Below are 21,617 nucleotides of genomic sequence, written 5' to 3'. Positions count from 1 at the left end.
AGGCGCTAGTTCAGCCGGCCGCTGGCATGGGCGAGCATTGTATAGACCTTGCCCCGATTGCTAACGAGTTGGCTGAAGGTCTGCTGCATACCGTTGGGCCCATTGGCAGCTTCGCCAAGGAGCTGTTCGAACTCGCTCATATAGGCAGTTGCCGTACGGGAGAATTCGGGATCGCGCTGAAGCTTGCGGCGGACTTCGTCGAACGTCGCCTGGCCGGTAATGGTGTAGAGCCGACGATTAAAAGCGCCTGACTCCCCATCCTGATAGCGGTTCCATGCTGCCGTCAGAGCATCATCATCCACAGCGCGGGCGATGTCCTCGGTAAGGCTCGACAGGTTCAGCGGCCGCTGGTTTCCGGCCTGGCTAGCCGAAGCGTTGCGCAGGACGTCACGGAGCCATCCGCCTTCCTGCGGCGCCGCCGGGGCATCGGTGGGTGCAGCGGCGGGCTGAGGTTGGGAACCGCGCGACTGAGTGAGCGCTTCATTGAGGCGTTCGGACGGTGATTTCTGCGGTGCAGCTGGGCGTGCTTGCGTCATCACTGCGGCTTGCTGGCGTGCCGGCTCGGGTTGGCGGGCAGGCTCTGGCTGACGAACAGCCTCCTGCTGCCGAGCCGGTGCTGGACGGGTTGGCTGCTGTGCAGGTTCGGTGGCGGCAAGACGTGCCGAAGGCGTCCGCGGTGTCGAACGTGAGGAGACTTCGTGCGTGCCCGGCTGCGCGCGGACGATGGCATTGAGCTCGGACAGCGCTTCAATCTGCTCGGCGACCACCCGGCGCATTGCTGCGGCACTGGCGCGCGTTTCTTCCGGCAAATCGAGCACCGAACGCTGCAACTCGTTGCGGGTTGCTTCGAGTTCCTGGCCAAGCTGCGATGCTGTCATGCGCATTGCATCGGCGGTATCGCCGAACCGCCGCGTCGCGTCGGCATAAGCTCTTTCGATGTCTGCGAGAAGATCTGCCTGGTTCTGGCGGAGAGCTTCGCTGGCGCGTTGGCCCTCGCCTGACGCAAGATCGCCGATTGTGGAAATCTGACCGGTGACAGCATCCGAAGTGGAGGTCAGGGCTTCTTCCATCGCCTTGCGGGCAGTGATCAGGCGGCGCTCGGTCTGGTTGACCGTTTCGGCGATGGTCTGTGCAAATCCGCGCAGACGATTGTCGATCTCGTCGGTCCGCACGGCAAAACCTTCGGCAAGCGATTCCATGGCGCCACGACGATTTTCGAGCGTGTCCATTGTGGAATTGGAGACTTCCGCGAGATTGGCCGCAGCGCTTGTAAAACCCTCGGTTTCCGAACCCAGTTTGCCCGAAAGCTGGCCAAACTGATCGAGCATTGCGGTCATTGTGTTCTGCAACGCTTCGACATGCTGGCTCATCATCGTGCCGGCCTGTTCGGTGCCCGTCATCGCATCGCGCACTGCTGTTGTGTACGCCTGAGTCTGTTCTCCAACATTGCCCTGCAGGCGGGCGAGATTGCCCGTCGAAGCTTCGAGTACCCTCTGAAGCAGCAGGTTTGCGTCGTTGAGTTTGCGCAACGAGTCGGTGATTTCGTGCTGAATGCGGTTCGACGATTCCGACATGATGTCTTCGGCGTCGCGGGCATTGGATTCGAGCGCGGCACGCAGCAGATTTGTTTGACCGCCCAGTGCGTTGGTGAGCTGGTTCTGCTTGGTGTCGATCAGCTCTGCAAACTTGTCGGTGTGCTCAGAGACGATGCGGTTGATCTCAGACGCCTTGCGGCCCAACTCGTCCGCAGTGTGAACGGCTCGGACTTCGACAAGATCCTCGATGTGAACCGAAGCCACTTTAAGCTCTTCCATCGCCTTGCGAACAACAGCGTCCATGCGCATTGCCGTTTGCTCGACGTCAGCGGAGATATTGGCGGTGACGTTTGCCAGCTTGTCGTTGAGCACGTCCTCAATGCGGCTTGCTCCGGATTCGAGATCAGCCATCGATTGTCCGATTGCGCTGTGGATCGAGCCTGTGAGTGTGGACTCGATACGGTCGGCTCCACTCTCGAGATCGCGCATGGAATCTGTGATCGTACCGTGGATTGCTTCATTCAGACCGGCAAGCCGTTCGGCAGTGATTTCCGCACGGGTGGTGATTGCTTCGGGCAGGGTACCCAGGCGGTCATCCACCATTTCAGTGATGGCGCTGCGCGCTTCAGTCAGGCGCGATTCAACCAGGTCGGCGGCGTCGCGGGCGCTTTGGCTAACCGATGAAGCGGCTTCGCCGATGCGGACTGTGACGCCTGTTTCGGCGCCGCTGAGTTTGTCGACGGCAACGTCGATCTCACGGCCGATATTGGTGTTGAGCTCGGCAACCTTGGTGTCGATAAGTTCAGATACCTGGTTTGAACGGCTCTCCATTGTGTCGGTGACATTGGCAAGGCTGCTATCGATGCTGGAGCGCATGCGCTCACCTGATGCGTCGACAGCGCTCGTCAACTCGGTTGTCCGACCGGAAATCGTTTCCGCTATGTGACGGGACTTTTCGTCCAGGGATTCTTCAAGGTTTCTGGCCCGGTCGGAGATTGAGCGTTCAAGACGTTCTGCAGACTCGTCTATGACGCCGCCCATGTAACGGGTGCGCTCAGTGAGTGTTTCCGAGAGCTGGCTCGATGTGATGTCGAGCATTGAGTTCATTGCGTTGGAGCGCTCAGCCAGCGTGTCGTCGAGCTGAGTCGTGCGGGCTGCCAGCGTCGTATCGAGCTGGGCCGTGCGCGAATCGAGCGCAGATGTGAGCTGCTCGCTGCGGTTGTCGAGTGCCGAAGTGAACTGATCTGCGCGTCCATCCAAGCTGGATGTAAACGTCTCGGTTCGAGCGTCGAGCGCTGTGTTGAACTGCTCTGTGCGACTGTCGAGAGCCGATGTCAGCTGTTCGGTCCGCCCGTCGAGAGTCGATGCCAATTGCTCGGCGCGGGTGTCGATCGCGGACGTCAGATTTCCGGTACGGCTTTCAATGACCGATGCTATCTCTTCAGCGCGACCATCAAGCGCCGCGCCAATTTGCTCGGCACGACCATCGAAAGCCGATGTGAGGGCCTCGGTCCGAATGTCGAGGCTCGAATTGAGTGCATCGGCTCGGCTATCCAGAGCCGATGAGAGAGCTTCCGTCCGCAAATCGACAGCCGAGGTGATGGCTTCGGCCCGAGCGTCGAGCGCTTCAGTAAGCGCAGTGGTCTTGGCGTCCGCCATGGCGCCAAAGCTCTCACCGCCGGTCTCCAGAGCATTGCTGAGGGCGCGGCCCTTATCGTCGAGAAGCGTTTCGAGACGATTGGAGCGCTCTGCGATTTCTGAGGTGTGAACGTCGAGGGAGGAAATGAGCTTTTCGCCCTTTTCGCCCACGATAGTATCGACCTGACCGATGCGGCTATCGAGTATGACCGAGATTTCATCAACACGCGCATTGAGCTGGGACAGCGTATCGGTCCCGGCACGCGTGAGAGCGTCGCGGGTACGTTCGGTCGATTCCTCCAAAGCGCCGTCGATACGCAGGCTCATGGATTCAATCTGGCTTTGCAGCGCGTTCGACTGGATCGAGAAGGTTTCGTCGAGACGATTGGTAATACGGCTCAGCGTCGCCTCTGCTTCTTCGGCACGATTTGCGATGTCGTGCGAAACCCTTTCGCCGAGCGAGGCAAAAGTGGAGCCCAGTACTTCGGAGCGGCGTGAAAAATCGACAAGGATCGATTCAGTCGAACCCTTGAGGACATCACCAATGGTGGCCGACTTCTCTTCAATCGCTGCCGAGATGGAGATCGTGTGCGAGTCGAGAGAATTGACCAGCGAATTGATGCGAGCATCGACGGTTTCGGAGACTTCGCGGGCGCGTTGGTCGAGTGCGTCCGTGAGGGCTTCCGTTCGGCGGCCAAAGGCAGTTTCGATGTTCTCGACACCGACTCCAAGCGCATCTGCAAGCGCGTCGCTGCGACCTTCGAATGCGGCTTTGACTTCAGCGACGCCAGTGCCAAGTGTTTCGGCAAGTGCTTCGGCACGCCCTGCAAAAGCTGCCTGTACGTCCTCTACCCCAGTCCCAAGAACCGCGGCAATCGCCTCAGCCCGGCCCTCAAAGCTGGTTTCGATGCGATCCATGCCCTCGGATAGAGCGGTCGTAATGGCTTCTGTCTTGCCGTTGAACGCGGTTTCAATGCGGCCAACGCCAGTGCCCAGCGTGTCTTCAAGGATCTGGCTGCGGCTATCGAGAGCGTTTGTCAGATCCGATGTGCGGGCGTCAAACAATGTGTCGAGGCGATCGGTTGTTTCACCAAGCGCGGTTTCCACCATGCTAGAATGGCCTTCGAGTGCGATCTGTACGCTGCTGGCACTGGAAGTCAGGACGGTATCGAGGCGATCTGTCGACGTATCGATAGCGGTCGCTAGCGCTTCGGCCTTATCGGTCAATGTGCCGTCAAGACGGCCGGCACTGCTATCGAGAGCCGAAATAAGGTCGGCGGTGCGCCCCTCGATGGTTTCTGTAAAACTGTGAGATCGCCGCTCGAAGGTCGTTTCGATCGTTGTTCCGGCCGACTCAATTGACTCAGCCATGGCAGTTGCCCGATCAGAAATTGCCTGTGTGACTTCATTCCCGGTGGTCTTCAGGCGATCGGTAATCGATGTGCCGATTTCGTTGAGATCGGTTGTGACGTTGCCGTGCACTGCGGCGATCGCTTCGCGCATGCGCTCGGAGTTGGTGATGACGGAATCGCGCTGGCTGGCCAGCTCCTCGATCAACTGACGCATGCGCGTCTCGTTGTCGGAATAGGTGCGCTCAAGTGCAGTGACTTCGTTGTGAACCATGACTTCGAGCTCGCCAGCCCGCGACAGGGCGCGCTCGAGACCATCGCCTATGGCGTTCACTTCCCGGCGAACGGCCTGGCCGACCGTGGCAATCTTGTGAGCTGCAGAGGATTCCGGCTCGGTCAGCCGCATTGCGGCTTGGGTCATCGAGGCAGCTGCAAGACGCAGATCCTGGGCACGACGGACAAGGAACGCAATCGAGATCATCGCCAGAATGGGCAGAGCAACGATGGCAGCAAGCGCAGCGAAATCAAGACTTTGAACAAAATCCGCTATCGTGAGGCCTTCGGTGAAGCGCGGGCCATAGCGCAGCACTGCAATCAGGCCAACCCCGGCAAGCCAGAGAAGCGATGCCGTTATGGCAAACCAGATCGGCGTATTCGATGCGCGCGATTGAAGGGCGTAAAGTGCCGAAGCCGCCGTCGAGCGGTCGTCATTGGCGACAGAGGATGCCTGAGCTGCGATCTTGTCAGCAGCGCGCAGACGTTCGGTATTTGTGGGGCCCTCGCGGCGCTGTTCGCGCTTGGGTTCGCGGTTGGCAGGCTGGCTTTCAACCTTGCGGGCGGGCTTGTCATTCATCGAGAAGACGGAGTCCTTGAGTGCGTTTTCGACAGCGGAAAACGCAAGCGCTGCCGGATCGTCCTTGGGGGTCGACTTGTTCGCCATACTCTAAATACTCTTTACTCATGCGCCGCATTTTTAGAAAAACGGCTTTTGCGGCAATACCTTGGCGGGAGCTCTCCGCCTTGGATCCTTCACCGGCCAGGACACCTAACGCACGGAAATATGCCCCGCAGTGATCCCAACAGCCAATTCTCTATCTCGAGTTATACACGGTTTGGGGCCATTGCTGAAATCTTTATTAAAAGACCGTTAACGACTTTTTTCGTGTGACCTCGAGAGATGAAAATATAACAGATATCAGCGATTAAGGGTCTTTTTATCCAATCAGGGTTAAGCTGCCGGTAGTGATTGTGACAGTGCCGAATGGTGTGAGAGATGATGCAGCCGCGCTCGGGGGTGAGCCTCGATTCTTTGAAAGTCGACAGGACCAGCCGGCCGATCGATCTTGTGTATCTGGCGCGCCAGACTTTGGGAGACAGGGCGCTGGAATGCGAGGTATTGCGGATGTTTGAAAAGCAGGTGTCGATCTATTTTGATCGCATTGCCGCCGCGACCGATCCGCATGAAATAACCCTTGGACTTCATACTCTTAAGGGGGCGGCGCAGGGCATCGGTGCGACCGCTCTGGCCGCGCAGGCGCGGGCAGCGGAAGTCGAGTTCGGCGCGGTCGGCAGGCTGGATGAGGAAACTATAGCCGACCTTGGCATGGCCGTTTCCGAGGTGTGCGGCTACATTTGTTCGATCGTCACTGACTGAAATTTTCGCGCAACATTGTCCCTAAAAGCTGTGGACTTGAGCGACATTTGCCGCAGGGTTGGCGATCGTTGACGTGCTTGTGCGCGCGCCGACGTTTTCCTATATCCGGGCCACCTCACAGATTTATCCCCGGAGCAATTTGCCATGCCTATGATTACGTTCGTTGAACCCGACGGTGCGCGCCGCGAAGTCGAAGCGGAAAACGGCGCGACGCTGATGGAGACGGCGATTCGGAATGGCGTGCGCGGCATCGTTGCCGAATGCGGCGGGGCCTGCACATGCGCAACATGCCATGTCTATGTCGAGACTGAATGGTTTGGAGTGACCGGTGGACCATCCTCGATGGAAGAGGATATGCTCGACTTTGCATTCGACGTCAAAGACACGAGCCGGCTCTCGTGCCAGATCAAAATCCGCGACGAGCTGGACGGGCTGGTCGTAAACGTGCCCAGTCGTCAGGGGTAACCCCGGCTCGAACGAAGCGGAAAAGCCCCGCCGAAGCGGGGCTTTGTTTTGTCGCGAAGGACGATCAGTTCAGTGTGAACCGGTCGAAGAGTTCGACTTCGCCTTCAGGGTCGGTGGTGTCAAAGACGTACGAGCTGACGGTGGTTCCGTCGGGGCCGGTTTCGAGCACCGAGAAGGCTGTCATTTCGTTGCTTGCTATGCAGGGCAGGTCTTCGCCGGACGCGGCATTGGTCATCGGCGAGAATTCGGTCGGCATGATTGGCTCATAGCCGTGCGGATCGCCGGTCACTGCATAATCGGCAGGATCATAGTCAAAGCCAGACGGTGCGTTGCCGCGGGCCTGATGACCTTCGACGTAGCAGCCGTAATTGTTGCCGACGTTCGATGTCTCGAGAATGTTCATGCCCATCGGGTTTTCGAAGCGATACCAGACATGGGAATGGCCGGTGTGGACAAGCTGCACGCCAGCATCCGAGAGCAGGGGCTCGATGTCATTGACGAAAATATCGGCATCCACCGGATAGTCATAACGCACGCCGGTCAAGCGGCCCTCATCGTCATAGTCGAGGATCTGCTCGGGATGAGCATAGGCGGGAATTGAATTGTCGCCCATGCCGTGTGCCGGATGGTGCATCAGGGCAAGCTTGACCGGCGCCGACGTGAACGCCTCGCTTTCCAGTACCGAGACGAGCCAATCATATTGTTCAGTGCCTTCGGCCATGTCCTCGAAGATAAACTCGCCCCAGCCCCAATTGTCCGGGGTGTTGAGATCGGCGGCCGCTTCGCGATATTTGCCGCGCGTGCCTTCGGCTTGAGAGGGCGAACGCCAGATTCTGGTGCCATAAAGCCCGATCAGGAACACATCGCCATAGCGGATGGCATAATAGGTTTCGCCGCCCGGACCATCGGCCGGCAGGGTGAATATTTCCTGATAGGTGGTCGTATTGAAGGAGTTGTCGGCAATCCACTGTTCGCGGATTTCCGCATCGCCTGACGGGTTGTAGAGGTCGGCATTTGCTTCATAGAGCGCTTCGGCCACGGCGCGCGGGCGCGGGTCGTTGAACTGGCTGCCCAATGTCGTCGCAGGGTTGTAGCGGCCCATGACCTCATGGTTGCCAATGACCGGAAACAGGGGTGCGTTCTGAATGATTTCGCCACCGTGATAGGTCGTGGTCGTGTCAAACGTCGTCTCGCCCTCGGTGCGTGACTGGGCCAGCGCATAGGCGGCGTGCCCCTGAAGACCGGGGAAGAAGGCGAAGCCACGATTGTCATCGAACCATTCCGAAGCGCGGTCCGGGATGTTCTGTAGGTCGCCTGCAAAGAACACAGCATCGAGTTCGCCAACATTCTCGGCGATCTTTTGCATGTTTGTCGGCGTCATCGGCTTGAGCTGGTGATCGGAGGTCAGCAGAATGCGCAGGGGCTGACCTTCAGCCGGCAAGGCGGCGAGGGAGAATTCGCGGCTTTCGACGGCTTCGCCATTCGCATCGACCGAGCGGACGAAATAGGTTTCCCGCTCGCCCGGGTTGAGGCCGTCAATATAGGCTTCATGGCGCCAGACGTCGCGGGCAGCGGTGGCCGCGTAAGTCGAGCCGTCGCCGTTCTGGGTCCCGACCCATGATTGGTTGTCTTCGGCGAGACGGCTCATCTTCATGGTCTGGGCGGCAAACTCACGCTCGCCGACGACGACCGTGTGGTTCTCGCCTTCAAATTCGGTGAACCAGACAACGTGGATGCCGTCCTCGGTTGGCAGCTGCAAAAATGGATCAGTCAGAAGGCGCTCATCGGCCTGGCTGGCCTGGGCAAAAGCCGGGGCGGAGACAATAAGGGCCGTGGCGGCCAAAAGGCCGGCAACAAGCAGGGTTTTTGGGGCGGAGGTCATCGCGTCCTGTCGTGGTTAGAGAGGGGGAACGCGGTGCCTGTACGGTTGCTATTTTACAAGGGCATGACGGTACGGTGTCAGCAGGTTGACATTGCACCGACCCGGACGGCGTTCCCAACCATGCGGTGCCGCAATTGCTTTGCAAGCCGGGGGAAAGGCGAGCTGTGCTGGGAGGGCAGGGTGAATTTTTATTCTCTATTTAACGAGTCGTGTTTTTCGGCTTGGCACGGTGAGGGAAAATAATTCGCGCTTTGCGACCTTGCCCGCGCGCGGTGTTCCAAGGGCTCGCGAGGATGGGAAATAAGTCTCCGATAGCCGCTGGCGCGCTTGCTGGTAGGGCTGGAAACCCCTAGTTTTGCTTGTGTTCGGCGGTGCGCGAGCCCTCTCGGTCCCGGCTGCCAGTTCCAACAGACGCACCTAAATTCGCTTGCGGCCAGGAGACCTCACCTTTGGCACGGTTAAACACATTCCCGGTTTCGGTGGCTGTCAAAGGGCGGCGCATCGTCATTGTGGGCGGTGACGATGAAGCGCTGGCCAAGGCCCGACTCGCGGCCAAGACGAGTGCTGAAATCGTGGTGTTCGCAGAAGCGTTCGAAGCCGATTTTTCCGGGTTGGACGTGACACTGGTTTCGCGGGCCGTCGAAGCTGGCGATTTCGTGAACGCGGCGTTGGCCTTTGTAGCGGATCACGGACCCGCGGGCGCGCGGGCACTGAAACTGGCACGAGGTGCCGGAGTGCCGGTCAACGAGGTGGATGTTCCCGAAAACTGCGATTTCTTTACCCCGGCCATCGTGGATCGGGCGCCGCTTTCCATAGCGATCTCCTCGGAAGGTGACGCGCCTGTGCTGGCGCGACTGGTCCGGGCAAAAATTGAGGCGATGTTCTCGCCGCGGCTTGGTGAGATTGCGCGGCTGGCAGGAGCGATGCGTGAAAAGGTTTCAGCGCTGCTCAGCGATGGAGTTGCGCGGCGGCGCTATTATGAGGCGCTCGTGACCGCACCGGGCATCGAGACAGCACTTGCCGCTGGTCAGGGCGAGGCAAAGGCCGATGCTCTGCTTGCTCAACATGCAGGCCGCATTTCAGACGAAGGCGTGGTTTGGCTTATCGGAGCGGGACCGGGTGCAGAGGATCTGTTGACCCTTCGTGCTCAACGCCTATTGCAGGAAGCCGATGTTATCGTACACGACCAATTGGTCCCTGCGGCCGTCGTCGAGATGGGGCGGCGCGACGCCGACCGGATTTCAGTCGGAAAGGCCAAGGGCCATCATTCCTTCAGCCAGGCCCAAATCAACACGCTGATTGTGCGGCTGGCCAGCGAAGGTAAGAAAGTGGCGCGGCTGAAATCGGGCGATCCGATGGTGTTTGGACGCGCTGGCGAAGAAATTGCCGCACTGCGCAAGGCCGGGCTTGCCTATTCGATCGTACCCGGCGTCACTTCAGCACTGGCGGCTGCTGCAGATACAGCAACGCCGGTGACACTGCGTAAAGTTTCGTCCGGGTTTGTGTTTGCCACGGCACATGGTGCTGACAACACCGATCTTGCCCATTGGGCTTCGCTTGCCCAATCGGGCCTGACGCTTGGGCTTTACATGGGCAAGTCGATTGCCCGACAGATTGCCGGCGACCTCATCGGGCAAGGGGTGTCCAGAGCCGTTCCGGTCGGGATCGTCGTCAATGCCGGGCGCAGCGAAAAGGCCCTTTATGCGGGCACAATTGGCGGGCTTGCAGCGGGAGAAATCGATTTTGCCGATGGCCCCGCCATCATCTTTATCGGCGAGACCGTGGCCGAAGGCGATTGGGCACAGGCGGAAACGATCGCCGTGGAAAAGTTCAAGGTAGCGTAAGGCACAAATGAAAATCCTCACTGGAAACGAATTGCTCTCCGGAGCTGCGGTCTATTTCGACGCCGATGGCCAATGGGTCGAACAGATCCAGGCCGCCCGGACTTTCAGCAAGGATGAGGCTGAGGCGCTGGAGGTCGCGGTGGCGGCATCAAAGGCAACAGGGCGCATCATCAGTCTTGAAGCCGAGGATGTCGAAATCATCAACGGCGTCATTCACGCCAAACGTATCCGCGAACGCATCCGGTCCGAAGGGCCGACAGCCCCGCGTTTTGACCGCCAGCATCTGGGAGAGGACGAACATGTATCGATATGACGAATTTGACGCTGCGTTTGTCTCCGAACGCGTCGAGCAGTTTTCAGACCAGGTGCGGCGGCGCATTTCCGGCGAGCTGACCGAAGACCAGTTTCGGCCCTTGCGGCTAATGAACGGGCTCTATCTGCAATTGCACGCCTACATGCTGCGGGTCGCCGTGCCCTACGGTACGCTGAACGGAACGCAGATGCGTATGCTCGGCCATATTGCGCGCAAATACGACCGTGGCTATGGGCATTTCACAACGCGGCAGAACATTCAGTTCAACTGGCCCAAGCTGCGCGATATTCCTGAAATCCTCGCCGATCTGGCGAGCGTGGAAATGCACGCCATCCAGACATCGGGCAATTGCATACGCAATGTGACCACAGACCAGTTTGCCGGCGCCGCAGCCGACGAGATCATCGATCCGCGGCCAGTGGCCGAGATCATCCGGCAGTGGTCCAGCCTGCATCCCGAGTTCACCTTTTTGCCGCGGAAGTTCAAGATCGCCATTACCGGCGCGCCCAACGACCGGGCGGCAGTGAAATTCCACGATATCGGCCTGATGGCACAGACCAACGGATCGGGCGATGTGGGCTGGGCGGTCTATGTCGGGGGCGGGCTGGGTCGTACCCCGATGATCGGGAAGCTCATCAACGGGTTTGTGCCGCACGAGCATCTTCTGGCGTATCTGGAATCGATTTTGCGGGTCTATAACCGCTATGGACGGCGCGACAACAAGTACAAGGCGCGCATCAAGATCCTCGTGCACGAGGAAGGGCTTGAGACCATCAAGGCGCAGGTCGAGGACGAGTTCTCCGAGGTGCGCGGTGGTGTGCTGACGCTGCCGGAAGCCGAGCTGGATCGGATCGACGCCTATTTCGCGCAGCCCGCCTATCACGATCATGGCGTGGTTTCGATGGATGTGGAGCGTGAGAAAATTCTCGATCCGGCCTTTGGGCGGTTCCTTGAGAATAACACGTTTCCCCATGCGCGGCCCGGATATACATCGGTGACCATTTCGCTCAAGCCGATCGGCGGGGCGCCCGGCGATGCGACCGCCGAGCAGATGGAAGCGATAGCCGATCTGGCCGAACGCTACTCGTTCGACGAGTTGCGGGTGACTCATGAGCAGAACCTTGTCCTGCCCCATGTTGGGCTGAAAGACCTGCGCGCCGTTTATGATGGTCTGGCCGAAGCTGGCCTTGCTGATGCCAATTCCGGCGAAATCACCGACATGATCACCTGTCCGGGCCTGGATTTCTGCGCGTTGGCCAATGCACGCTCGATCCCGATCGCGCAGGACATTTCGCGCCGCTTCGCAGCGCCCGACCGGCAGAAGGAAATCGGCAAGCTCAAGATCAAGATTTCAGGCTGCATCAACGCCTGCGGACATCACCATGTCGGCCATATCGGCATTCTCGGTGTCGAGAAGAAGGGCACCGAGCTCTACCAGATCACTGTTGGTGGCGACGGTACAGAAGAAGCATCGGTTGGCAAGATCTTGGGGCCCGGGTTCGTCGCTGAAGAGGTGCCGAGCGCTATCGAGCGACTGGTCGATGCCTATATTGCCCAACGCGCGACCGAAGATGAAACATTCATTTCAGCGTATCGGCGGCTCGGCGATGCCCCGTTCAAGGAGGCGCTTTATGGCAACGGCTAACCCAATCATCGCAACGGCGTCAAAACACGACAAGCTGCGCCAACTCGGTATCATCTCGCTCAACGGCATGTTCGACGAGATGGACGCAGAGGGTGTGCTGCGCCAGGCCGTCGAAGATCTGCTGCCGGGCGATATTGCCATGGTGTCGTCGTTTGGCGCGGATTCGGCAGTGCTCTTGCATGTCGTGTCGCGGGTCGATCCGAGCGTGCCGGTCTACTTCCTGGAGACTGGCAAGCATTTTCCCGAGACGCTCGAATATGTCGAAATGCTCAAATCCCAGTTGGGACTGACAAATGTGATCGCGCTCCACCCCGACAGCACGGATCTCAAGCGGTTCGATCCCGAAGGGACGCTCTGGGAGAATGATCCGGATTCGTGCTGCCACATCCGCAAGACCGAACCGCTTGAACAGGTACTGGAAGGATTCGGCGGCTGGGTGACGGGGCGCAAGCGGTTTCAGACGGCGGAGCGGGGCGTGTTGCCGCATTTCGAATTGACGAGCGATGATCGCATCAAGGTCAATCCATTGGCCTACTTTACCCACGCGGACATTGACGCGTACAAGGTCGCGCATGGACTTCCGGACCATCCGCTCTATGAGCGCGGGTACAAGTCCATCGGCTGCGCTCCGTGCACCAGCGCCGTGGCGGAAGGGGAAGATCCCCGGGCAGGCCGCTGGCGCGGGCGCGACAAGCGCGAGTGCGGCATCCATTTCGACTTCAACGGGAGCATCGCGAAACCGGTGAGCCAATCCTCTCTGACCCTGTTCAAGGACGGTGCGTTCAAGGCCGATCCGTGGCGCGTCTGGGCCGACGACGATGTTGTGGCGAATGTGCGCTATGCGCATGTGCCGCTCAGCGTTTTCGTCGAGAACCGCGATGGGTTCCTCGCCAGCCCGCATCCTGTCGGGTTGCTGGTCAATCCCGGCGAGAAGGTTGAGGACATCGCACAGGATCTGGGCAGGTTCTCGTCGATCGCCATCAATTTTCCGGCCTTTACCGACGGGCGCGGCTATTCGAGCGCGCGGCTGTTGCGGGAGCGGTATGGCTATGAGGGCGAGTTGCGTGCCGTGGGCGACGTGTTGACCGATCAGATCCCGTTCATGCGCCGCTGCGGCATCGATGCATTTGTCGTGTCCAGCGCTCCGACGCGCGCCGCGTTGGAAAAGGATGCGTTGGCCGAAGTTTCCCGCTATTACCAACCCGTCGGCTCGCGGGCCGAAATTCCTGCGGGTACGCGCCCCTTCCTGCGGCGAAACCCGAATTGATCCATACTTGACAGTTCGCGTCACATATATATTCCAAGCGTGAACTTGCTAATTCAAACGACCAGGACTCCTTTTCTATGAGCGGAAATGAAATCGTCACCGATGTTGTGATTATCGGCGCTGGCCCGGTGGGGCTGTTTGCCGTGTTCGAGCTGGGTCTGGTCGATCTCAAATGCCACGTCATCGATATTCTCGATCGCGCGGGTGGACAGTGTGCCGAGCTTTATCCCGAGAAGCCGATCTACGACATTCCCGCGTTCCCGGAGATTTCGGGCCAGGGGCTGACGGACAATCTTATGAAGCAGATCGCGCCGTTCGGTGCCGAGTTTCATTTTTCCCAGATGGTAAAGTCCGTAGAAAAGCTTGATGACGGCTCATTCCGCCTGACGACCGATGCCGATGAAGTGTTTTTGACCAAAGTGGTCGTGATCGCCGCCGGCGGCGGCTCGTTTCAGCCCAAGCGTCCCCCTGTCGAAAATGTCGAGGCCTACGAGGGCAAATCGGTATTTTACGCTGTGCGCAAGATGGACGATTTCCGCGATCAGGACATCGTCATTGTGGGTGGCGGGGATTCGGCACTGGACTGGACGCTCAACCTCGAACCACTGGCACGCTCGCTTACCCTTGTTCATCGCCGCGATCAGTTCCGTGGCCACGCTGACAGCGTGAACAAGATGCGGGCGCTGGTCGAAGAAGGGCGCATCAATTTCATCACCGGCCAGCTCGGCCGGCTTGAGGGCGAAAACGGGCAATTGTCCGAAGTCTATCTCAAGACCGCCGGTGGTGAACTTGGCGTTCCGGCCACGCGGCTGCTGCCGTTCTTCGGGCTGACCATGAAGCTCGGCCCCGTTGCCGATTGGGGGCTGGACCTCCATGACAACGCGCTGGTCAAAGTCGATACCGAGAAGTTCGAAACCAGTGAGAAGGGTATTTTCGCCATCGGGGATATCAACTGGTATCCGGGCAAGCTCAAGCTGATCCTTTCGGGCTTCCACGAGGGCGCCCTTATGGCTCAGGCCGCCAAAAGGATCGTACACCCCGACCAGAAGGTGATTTTCCAGTACACCACCTCGTCTACCCAGCTTCAAAAGAAGCTCGGCGTGGCTTGACCGGGGTAGCCTGCAAATGGCAATGACCGGCGGTTCCGGGGCTAAACTATTTCAAATACGCCCCGCTCCGGATCTCGGTCGTCACCATTTCCGACTTATTTAGACCAAGTCAATGCACTCCACCCGTCAGGAGCCACACATGCAGATCTACGTCACCGATCAGGATGGGACCGAACACGAGCTCGAAGCCCTCGAAGGTTGGCGGGTGATGGAAGTGATCCGGGACTGGGGCCTTAACATCAAAGCGGAATGTGGCGGGGCGTGCAGCTGTGCGACCTGTCATGTCTTTGTCGATCCTGAATGGCAGGCGAAGTTGAACCCGCCGACCGACGAGGAAGAGGACATGCTGGATTCAGTGCCCGACTACGAGGCCAATTCGCGCCTGTCCTGCCAGATTTTGATGCGTGCGGAACTGGACGGCCTGAAGGTGCGGCTGGCGGACTCCGCCAAGCAGGATGCAGCCGCCTGAAATCTGCATCAACTGGTGCTTTGATGTTCATCTGACCGGGTGTATGAGCAGTGTCGTAACAGACCAAATGCTTGCCCAGCGGATACCATGAGTCCAATTGATTTTGTTCCCTATGCCATAGCATTGGCTATTGCCGCGGCCATCCCTGGCCCAGGTATCGCTGCTGCGGTGGGCAAGGCGCTCGGCTCGGGATTTCGTCCTGCGCTGTGGTTTGGCACCGGGTTGGTTCTGGGCGATCTTACTTATCTGACACTGGCTGTACTGGGGCTGGCTGCGGTGGCTGCGGCGTTCTCCGGCATATTCATCATCGTCAAAGTCCTTGGTGCCGCCTATCTTGCCTATCTTGCATGGAGTTTCTGGCGCGCCGGCATCGATCCTGAAAAGGTCAAGAGCGGGAAGGGCAGTGGCGCATGGGCGTCTGTGCTCGGCGGATATTCGGTTACGCTGGGCAATCCCAAGACAATAATCTTTTATATGGCGCTGCTGCCCACTGTGGTCGACCTGCAGGCGGTGACGCTGGAGCGGTTCCTGGGCTTGGTCGTCACGACGATTGTAGTGCTTTATCTGGTCGTCGTGCCCTATGTCGCGCTGGCAGCCAAGGCACGAGACTTTCTGCGTAACCCCCGTGCGCTCAAGGCGCTAAATCGCGGCGCCGCCGGCGCAATGGCAGGGGCGGCTGCGTACATAGTGCTCAAGCCCTAAACGCATGTAATGCCTGATATTCAGTCATGTTAAGTGGCAGGGCGATGTCGCTTTCAAGCCTTGCGCTGCGACGGCGCATACGGCGACCCTGGGCAGCAGAACAGCTGCGTCATTTTGTGACGAAAATCTAACAACATTAATCTGGAATTCGGCTCGGGAAGACCTATCTCTTGTGCTGTCCCATTGGGGACAGCATAAAAAGGATACTTAAAAAATGAAGCTCCATGCCCTTCTCGCCTCGGCCGTAATTGTCGCTGGCCTCGCCGCTCCTGCAATGGCCAATTCGATCGGTACAATCACTGTATCAGACCAGGAATGGTCGTTCGTGACCGATTATTGCGACGCGCTTGACGGCCTTTCGGTTGACGATGTTTTTGATTTCTCCCCATCGGCAACCGCTGAACTGTCCACCTCGGGCGTTCAGTTGAGCTCGATCAGCAAGAACGACTGCCAAAAAGCCGGTCTGATCTGATCGATATCTGCATTGCAAATTGCATAGTCAGGGCGGCTCTCACGAGCCGCCCTTTTTGCTGCGCATGTGTTTGCAACCTAGTTGCCTCGAAAAAAACTTGAAATGGACACACTTGCGTTCGCAACCTTATCGCGAGCAAGTGCATTGTGTCAGCAACGCTCGCTTGCCGGCTTCGGAAATCGGACTAACGGCTGGCAACGCGTTGAATAGAAGATTGCACCCTATGCAATCTCTCAAATAAATAATGGAGAAAACCATGAAACGCACTGCTCTTTTTGCTTCGATCGCTCTTGCTGCTGGCCTTGCTGCACCTGCAATGGCACAGGATACACCTGCCATGGACCAGGAGATCGGCGGCATTACTGTTAGCGCTGAAGACTGGGTTTATGTCGAAGAATATTGCATGACACTTGGTGAAGAAACCCAGGCCGACTCCGCTGATGAGTCGCCCAGCTCGGTTGAAGAGCTGTCCACTTCATCCATCGAACTCTCCAGCCTTACACGCGATGACTGCGTTGAGGCCGGTCTGGTCGACGGTCCTGTACCCGGCGGTTCGGACGGCGGTGAAATGGACAATGGTGTGACCGAAGGTGACGATGCAGGCGACGACGCTTAATAAGGCGCGTCACTGAGAAATTATCGAGGGCAGCGCCAAGGCGCTGCCCTTTATTGCGTCTTGGCGTCGGTGGCGACCTTGCCAAGATCGGCAATGAAATCGGACACGACGGGTGAGGTGCGTGCCGCAAAGGGCAGGGGGCGAACCAGCTTGATGGCCGCAATCCCCACCCTGACCGTCATCAGTCCGTTGAGGACGCCTTCCCCCAGGCGTGCCGAGAGCTTGGCGGCGACCCCGTGGCCCACCAGTTGTTCGACGACCCCGTCCGTAAGGACCAGTCCACCGGTGACGGCGAGATGGGCGATAATTGCGCCCATCAGACGAATGAAGCCGAAAAAACCGGGACGTGCGCCGTAGAGATCGGCGAGATTGCGGGCGAGGCGAATACTCTCAAAGACAACGAAAGCGATATCGATCAGCGCGCGCGGCGCCACTGCAGTGACAAGAGCGACGCGACGTGCGCTCGAGGCTGTAAGCGCGCGGGCGCGTGCATCAAGTGGAGCCATCAGCGCGCGTTCGGCAGTCATTATCAGTTCCGCACCATCAAGGATCGAGGCTGCGTCGGTTTGCAGTCCTTCCCGGACGCGCGCCAGGTCTGGCCGGTTTGCGTAGAGCCCGTTCAAGTCCGCGACGATTTTTTGCGCTGCGGACAGATCATCGGCAAGGAGCGCGGCAGCGGCCTTGTCGCGCAGTCGGTCCATGGTGCGAAGGCGGGCGAGGCCCATCAGTTCACGCACCGTAAGCACGGCCAGCGCGACAATGAATACACCCACTACACCCAATCCAACCCAGCCCAGCCAATCGTAAGCTGCGAACAAATCGCGGACCAGCCGATCGGCGGCGAGTCCCAGCCCGAGAGAGATCAGCGCGCCGCCGGACCCGAACGCCAGATTGCGCCAGAAGCGGCTCCGCCGTTTTGGAGGTGGTGCGACATCAGTATCGGCAAGATCGCTCGGGCTGGCTTCGAATACGTCGCGAGCCGGTTCAGCCATTGTCGTTTCAAAGGCGCGCGGCGAACGCGACGAGGGGGTGTCGGTGCGGGTTTGCGTGGGGATTGCGCGCGGTTGTCTCATTGCAGTTTGTCCCCGATCAAGAAGTCCAACGCGCGATCGAGCCGAATGTGTGGGAAGACCGGGTCACCGGTCTGGCTCGGGGATAGCGTGCTGGGCGGTAGAAACCGGAGGAATTTGAGTTGAGGCGTTGATTCAGCCGATTGGAAAAGTGAATCCGGACTTTCGGGTAAGTCTCCGGGAAACAAAGCAATTTCGGTTTTGCCATCATAAGTGGTTTCGCCGAGCTTCTGGCCGTTCTCCGGCGTGCCGATGATGGTGGGCAGTGTGTCGCCGCCGTGTTTCACGCTACCTTCATGGGTGGCACGGATGGCGGCGATTGCCAGCGACCGGGATTCTGCGCCGTGAAATTTGGCGCGGCGCGACGCGTTGGCCACCAGCCGGTTGAGGATGGTTTCCAGCCGCGCATGGGAGGTGTGGTGCAGGAGGTCGGCCTTGGTGGCGGCAAACAGGATGCGGTCGATCTTGCGGGTGAACAGCCGCGAAATCGGGTTGGAAGTCCCCTGGCGAAAGCAGGACAGAACAGAAGTGAGTGCTGTTTCAAGATCGGCAACGGCTTCGGGCCCGGCATTCAGAGCGCGCAGTGCGTCGACGAGCACGATCTGGCGATCGAGCCGGGCAAAGTGATCGCGGAAGAAGGGGCGCACCACAACCGATTTGTATGCTTCGTAACGGCGTTCGAGCATTGCGTAGAGACTGGCGTGGCGCGGCGTTGCTGTTGGAGCTGGCAAGGGCGCAAAGGTGAGAGCGGGAGAACCCTCGAGATCTCCGGGCATGAGGAAACGGCCAGGTGGAAGCGTAGAAAGCGCTCGTGCATCGCCCTTGGATGCGCGTAAATACGCTGTGAAAGCGGTGGCGAGGGTTTCAGCGGTGGCGTCGTCGGCTTCGCGCGCTGGATCGAGAGAGCTTAGCGCGTCGAGGAAAGGCTTGGCCTCTGCATTGCGAGCAGGACGCCGGGCGAGCGCCAGAGCTTCCTCGCTCCATTGGGCAAAGGATTTGGTGAGCAGCGGAAGATCGAGCAGCCATTCGCCGGGATAATCGACGATGTCGAGATTGAGCGTCGAGGTGCCGAACTGTGATTTGAGCCAGTTTGCCGATTGATAGCGCAGGGTGAGACGAAGCTGGGAAATCCGCCTGGTGCTTTCGGGCCAGACCGGGGGCGTGCCCATCAGGGCAGCAAGGTGATTTTCATAAGCAAAGCGGGGTGTGGCGTTGTCGGGATGCTCTGCAATACGCGCGCCGATCAAGCGCCCTTCGGCCATGGGGGCGAAGCCGGGGAGGCGGGCACCGGTCAACAGATTGTGGATCAGTGCGGTGATGAAGATGGTCTTGCCAGCCCTTGACAGGCCGGTGACGCCGAGCCGCAAAGTGGGAATGACGGTTCCCGTCGCTGCATCGGCAAGGTTGCCAAGGGCGATACCCAGTTCGTCGGTGATGGTGGTGGGCAGACTGGGCAAGAACACGAACTCCAATTAAGCACGATCAAGGTAGGCGGAGAACGCCAGATTGCAAGTGAAGCCTTAACCGGGAGCGCGGGGAGGCAGAACTTTGGTCGTGATTGCGCGATATCGCTTGCTCACAACGCATTGGTGGACTATCGATGCAGCGTCTTTGATCTTCGCCGATTGAAGGCTTTGGCCCGGTCGGAGATTCCACCTCCTGGCCGGGTCATTCATTTTTCAGACCATGGTGACCATGATGGCCTATTCCCCGCGCCGACCCACCAGCGGCAAGGAACGCGCCGAGGCGCTGTTCAAGGCGGCAACCACCAAGCCGGAAGCGCCCAAGGCGAAAGCCAATATCATTCCCACTGGCAAGGAACTCGTCTCGATCCGCATCGATCGCGATGTGCTTGCCCATTTTCAGGATGATGGGCCCGGCTGGCAGGAGCGCATCAACGCAGCCCTGCGGGCGGCTGCCGGGCTGGAGTGAGATTTGAGGGTTGGGCTGATACAGCAGCCCCCTCACCGGCACCTCTCCCCCGAGGGGAGAAGGGAAGAGATGGGGCCTATTCAAGCGCGCTGGGTTGCTGAGGCGATCAGACTTGAGATATCTCCGACCGACGATCCTTTTGTCCAATGCAGGCTCTGCCAGCCAAGGCGGGATGCCGCTTCGAGATTTTCTTTCGTGTCATCGATTAAAAGCAGATTTTCGGGGGCGAGATTCAAGGCCGACTGGATGGATTTGTAAAAGTCTAGATCGGGCTTTCGACAGCCCATGGCCGCGGAATAAAAAATGCCATCGGTATGCGCGCCAAGGGCAAGATCGTTCATGATATAGGCGGCGCGCAGATGCTCCTGGTTAGTCGCCAGATAGCAAGGCAAGCCGTTTTTTTGGCGGAAGAGAGACAATTGGTCGAGAAGGGCCCCGTTAATACGGGCGTCATGGGAAAACCAATAGTCGAGCAGGGCTTGTGCATCCGCATGAGGGGCTATTTCGCCTAAAGTAGAAGTCAAGGGGCCGAGGATACCATCCCGTCCGCACACGATGTCGTCCCAATACGGGGCGAAAAAGGATGCGACGAGATCATCCCTGCGGATACCGAGATCTTTTTCAAGGTCATGAGCCCAGTTCAAGCCATCGAGGGGACGGCCGTCGATCAGGACGCCGTCAACATCGATCAGCAGGGCTTTTATCATCTAAACCTCACCACGCACCCGAACCGACCTTGTTCAGATCGTATGGGGTGGTCTGATAGATCTCGTTGATCCAGTTCTGGAAAAGCAGATGGGCATGACTACGCCAGCGGTTTTCCGGCATTTTTGATGGGTCGTCGTTGGGGAACAGGTTGACCGGCATCGGTGTTTCCAGCCCGGATTCCACGTCGCGATGATATTCGTCGGCCAGCGAGGTGTTGTCGTATTCAAGGTGGTTGAGCATGTAGGCGGCGCGGTATTTACGGTCGTCGAGCATGCAGATGCCCACCTCATCGCTGTCGATGAGGATATCGAGATCGTCGGTCAGGCTTGCGCGGTCGATGTCGTTATAGCGCGAGACCGGCACTGCCAGATCGTCGGAAAAGCCGCGCAGGAAGGGGTGACGGGTATCGAGTACCTTATGGCGAAAAACGCCGAAAGCCTTATTGTCCATGCGGTAGCGCTTGACGCCGTGCAGATGGTGCAGGGCGGCCTGTGCGCCCCAGCAGATGAACATCGTATGGTGGACGTGAGTCTGCGTCCAATCCATGATTTCGAGCATCTCCGGCCAGTAGCGCACATCCTCGAAAGCCATGTTGGCGATGGGCGCGCCAGTCACAACAAAGCCGTCGAACTTTTTCGAGCGGACATCTTCCCAGGTTGAATAGAAGTTCTGGAGATAATCCTCGGGCGTGCTTTTCGAGAGCGGATCGGCAACGCGAACCAGCGTCAGGTCGATCTGGAGCGGTGTCGATGCGATCAGGCGCGCAAACTGTGTTTCAGTGCGCTGCTTGTTTGGCATCAGATTGAGCAGGCCGAATTGTAGAGGGCGGATATCCTGACGTGCGGATCGGGACTGATCCATGACCACAACACCCTCGTTTTCGAGCGTGACTCGGGCTGGAAGCTGATCGGGAATACGAATGGGCATCTGAATATCCTTCAGTGAAG

Annotated in this window: 18 protein-coding genes; 12 read left to right on the top strand and 6 right to left on the bottom strand. The window is 58.8% G+C overall.

The window, feature by feature from the left end; translation table 11 throughout:
• Positions 1-5: 5 nt before the first annotated feature.
• On the bottom strand, positions 6-5,462 hold the full coding sequence (locus tag ACN0TA_RS10310; protein WP_417582520.1) for a hypothetical protein: 5,457 nt from the start codon (positions 5,460-5,462) through the stop codon (positions 6-8).
• A 333-nt stretch (positions 5,463-5,795) separates the two neighbouring features.
• Here ACN0TA_RS10310 and ACN0TA_RS10305 point away from each other — a divergent pair, with 333 nt between their 5' ends.
• Positions 5,796-6,176: an Hpt domain-containing protein gene (locus tag ACN0TA_RS10305; RefSeq protein ID WP_417582518.1), complete on the top strand. Its 381-nt coding sequence runs from the start codon at positions 5,796-5,798 to the stop codon at positions 6,174-6,176.
• 144 nt (positions 6,177-6,320) lie between these two features.
• A complete protein-coding gene (locus tag ACN0TA_RS10300; RefSeq protein ID WP_417582516.1) occupies positions 6,321-6,641 on the top strand; it encodes a 2Fe-2S iron-sulfur cluster-binding protein in 321 nt (106 codons plus the stop codon).
• A 64-nt stretch (positions 6,642-6,705) separates the two neighbouring features.
• On the opposite strand, the gene ACN0TA_RS10295 is transcribed toward ACN0TA_RS10300, so the two are convergent.
• Positions 6,706-8,523 carry a metallophosphoesterase gene (locus ACN0TA_RS10295; RefSeq protein WP_417582514.1) on the bottom strand — a complete coding sequence of 606 codons (1,818 nt, stop codon included), beginning with the start codon at positions 8,521-8,523 and terminating at the stop codon, positions 6,706-6,708.
• Positions 8,524-8,972: 449 nt separating this feature from the next.
• Between ACN0TA_RS10295 and cysG the strand changes: the two genes are divergently transcribed.
• The 9 genes from cysG (at position 8,973) to ACN0TA_RS10250 (ending at position 16,960) form a co-directional block, all read left to right on the top strand.
• Complete coding sequence (cysG, locus tag ACN0TA_RS10290) at positions 8,973-10,367, top strand: siroheme synthase CysG (protein ID WP_417582512.1); 1,395 nt, start codon at positions 8,973-8,975, stop codon at positions 10,365-10,367.
• A gap of 7 nt (positions 10,368-10,374) precedes the next feature.
• Positions 10,375-10,680 (top strand): DUF2849 domain-containing protein, encoded by a 306-nt coding sequence (locus tag ACN0TA_RS10285; RefSeq protein ID WP_417582510.1) that lies wholly within the window; start codon positions 10,375-10,377, stop codon positions 10,678-10,680.
• The gene (locus ACN0TA_RS10280; protein WP_417582508.1) at positions 10,667-12,325 is read left to right on the top strand and encodes a nitrite/sulfite reductase; all 1,659 of its coding nucleotides are present in this window, start codon (positions 10,667-10,669) and stop codon (positions 12,323-12,325) included. The genes ACN0TA_RS10285 and ACN0TA_RS10280 overlap by 14 nt, the downstream gene beginning before the upstream one ends.
• On the top strand, positions 12,312-13,592 hold the full coding sequence (locus tag ACN0TA_RS10275) for a phosphoadenylyl-sulfate reductase (protein WP_417582506.1): 1,281 nt from the start codon (positions 12,312-12,314) through the stop codon (positions 13,590-13,592). The genes ACN0TA_RS10280 and ACN0TA_RS10275 overlap by 14 nt, the downstream gene beginning before the upstream one ends.
• A gap of 77 nt (positions 13,593-13,669) precedes the next feature.
• Entirely contained in the window at positions 13,670-14,701 is a 1,032-nt protein-coding gene (locus ACN0TA_RS10270) for an NAD(P)/FAD-dependent oxidoreductase (RefSeq protein WP_417582505.1), read from the top strand.
• A 139-nt stretch (positions 14,702-14,840) separates the two neighbouring features.
• Complete coding sequence (locus ACN0TA_RS10265; RefSeq protein WP_417582503.1) at positions 14,841-15,170, top strand: 2Fe-2S iron-sulfur cluster-binding protein; 330 nt, start codon at positions 14,841-14,843, stop codon at positions 15,168-15,170.
• A gap of 87 nt (positions 15,171-15,257) precedes the next feature.
• Positions 15,258-15,872 (top strand): LysE family translocator, encoded by a 615-nt coding sequence (locus ACN0TA_RS10260; protein ID WP_417582501.1) that lies wholly within the window; start codon positions 15,258-15,260, stop codon positions 15,870-15,872.
• 214 nt (positions 15,873-16,086) lie between these two features.
• Positions 16,087-16,344 (top strand): hypothetical protein, encoded by a 258-nt coding sequence (locus tag ACN0TA_RS10255; RefSeq protein WP_417582499.1) that lies wholly within the window; start codon positions 16,087-16,089, stop codon positions 16,342-16,344.
• A 256-nt stretch (positions 16,345-16,600) separates the two neighbouring features.
• Positions 16,601-16,960 (top strand): hypothetical protein, encoded by a 360-nt coding sequence (locus tag ACN0TA_RS10250; RefSeq protein WP_417582497.1) that lies wholly within the window; start codon positions 16,601-16,603, stop codon positions 16,958-16,960.
• 50 nt (positions 16,961-17,010) lie between these two features.
• On the opposite strand, the gene ACN0TA_RS10245 is transcribed toward ACN0TA_RS10250, so the two are convergent.
• Entirely contained in the window at positions 17,011-18,033 is a 1,023-nt protein-coding gene (locus ACN0TA_RS10245; RefSeq protein ID WP_417582495.1) for a YcjF family protein, read from the bottom strand.
• A complete protein-coding gene (locus ACN0TA_RS10240; protein ID WP_417582493.1) occupies positions 18,030-19,487 on the bottom strand; it encodes a YcjX family protein in 1,458 nt (485 codons plus the stop codon). The genes ACN0TA_RS10245 and ACN0TA_RS10240 overlap by 4 nt, the downstream gene beginning before the upstream one ends.
• A gap of 241 nt (positions 19,488-19,728) precedes the next feature.
• Between ACN0TA_RS10240 and ACN0TA_RS10235 the strand changes: the two genes are divergently transcribed.
• Positions 19,729-19,962 carry a BrnA antitoxin family protein gene (locus tag ACN0TA_RS10235; protein WP_417582491.1) on the top strand — a complete coding sequence of 78 codons (234 nt, stop codon included), beginning with the start codon at positions 19,729-19,731 and terminating at the stop codon, positions 19,960-19,962.
• Between the two features lie 80 nt (positions 19,963-20,042).
• On the opposite strand, the gene ACN0TA_RS10230 is transcribed toward ACN0TA_RS10235, so the two are convergent.
• Both ACN0TA_RS10230 and ACN0TA_RS10225 read right to left on the bottom strand, forming a co-directional pair.
• The gene (locus ACN0TA_RS10230) at positions 20,043-20,669 is read right to left on the bottom strand and encodes an HAD-IA family hydrolase (protein WP_417582489.1); all 627 of its coding nucleotides are present in this window, start codon (positions 20,667-20,669) and stop codon (positions 20,043-20,045) included.
• A gap of 7 nt (positions 20,670-20,676) precedes the next feature.
• The gene (locus ACN0TA_RS10225; RefSeq protein WP_417582487.1) at positions 20,677-21,597 is read right to left on the bottom strand and encodes a homoserine O-succinyltransferase; all 921 of its coding nucleotides are present in this window, start codon (positions 21,595-21,597) and stop codon (positions 20,677-20,679) included.
• Positions 21,598-21,617 lie beyond the last annotated feature (20 nt).

It is taken from the genome of Pelagibacterium sp. (genome assembly GCF_048264985.1).
In the GTDB taxonomy this organism is placed as follows: Bacteria; Pseudomonadota; Alphaproteobacteria; order Rhizobiales; family Devosiaceae; genus Pelagibacterium.
This window is presented reverse-complemented; position numbering and strand designations above follow the sequence as displayed.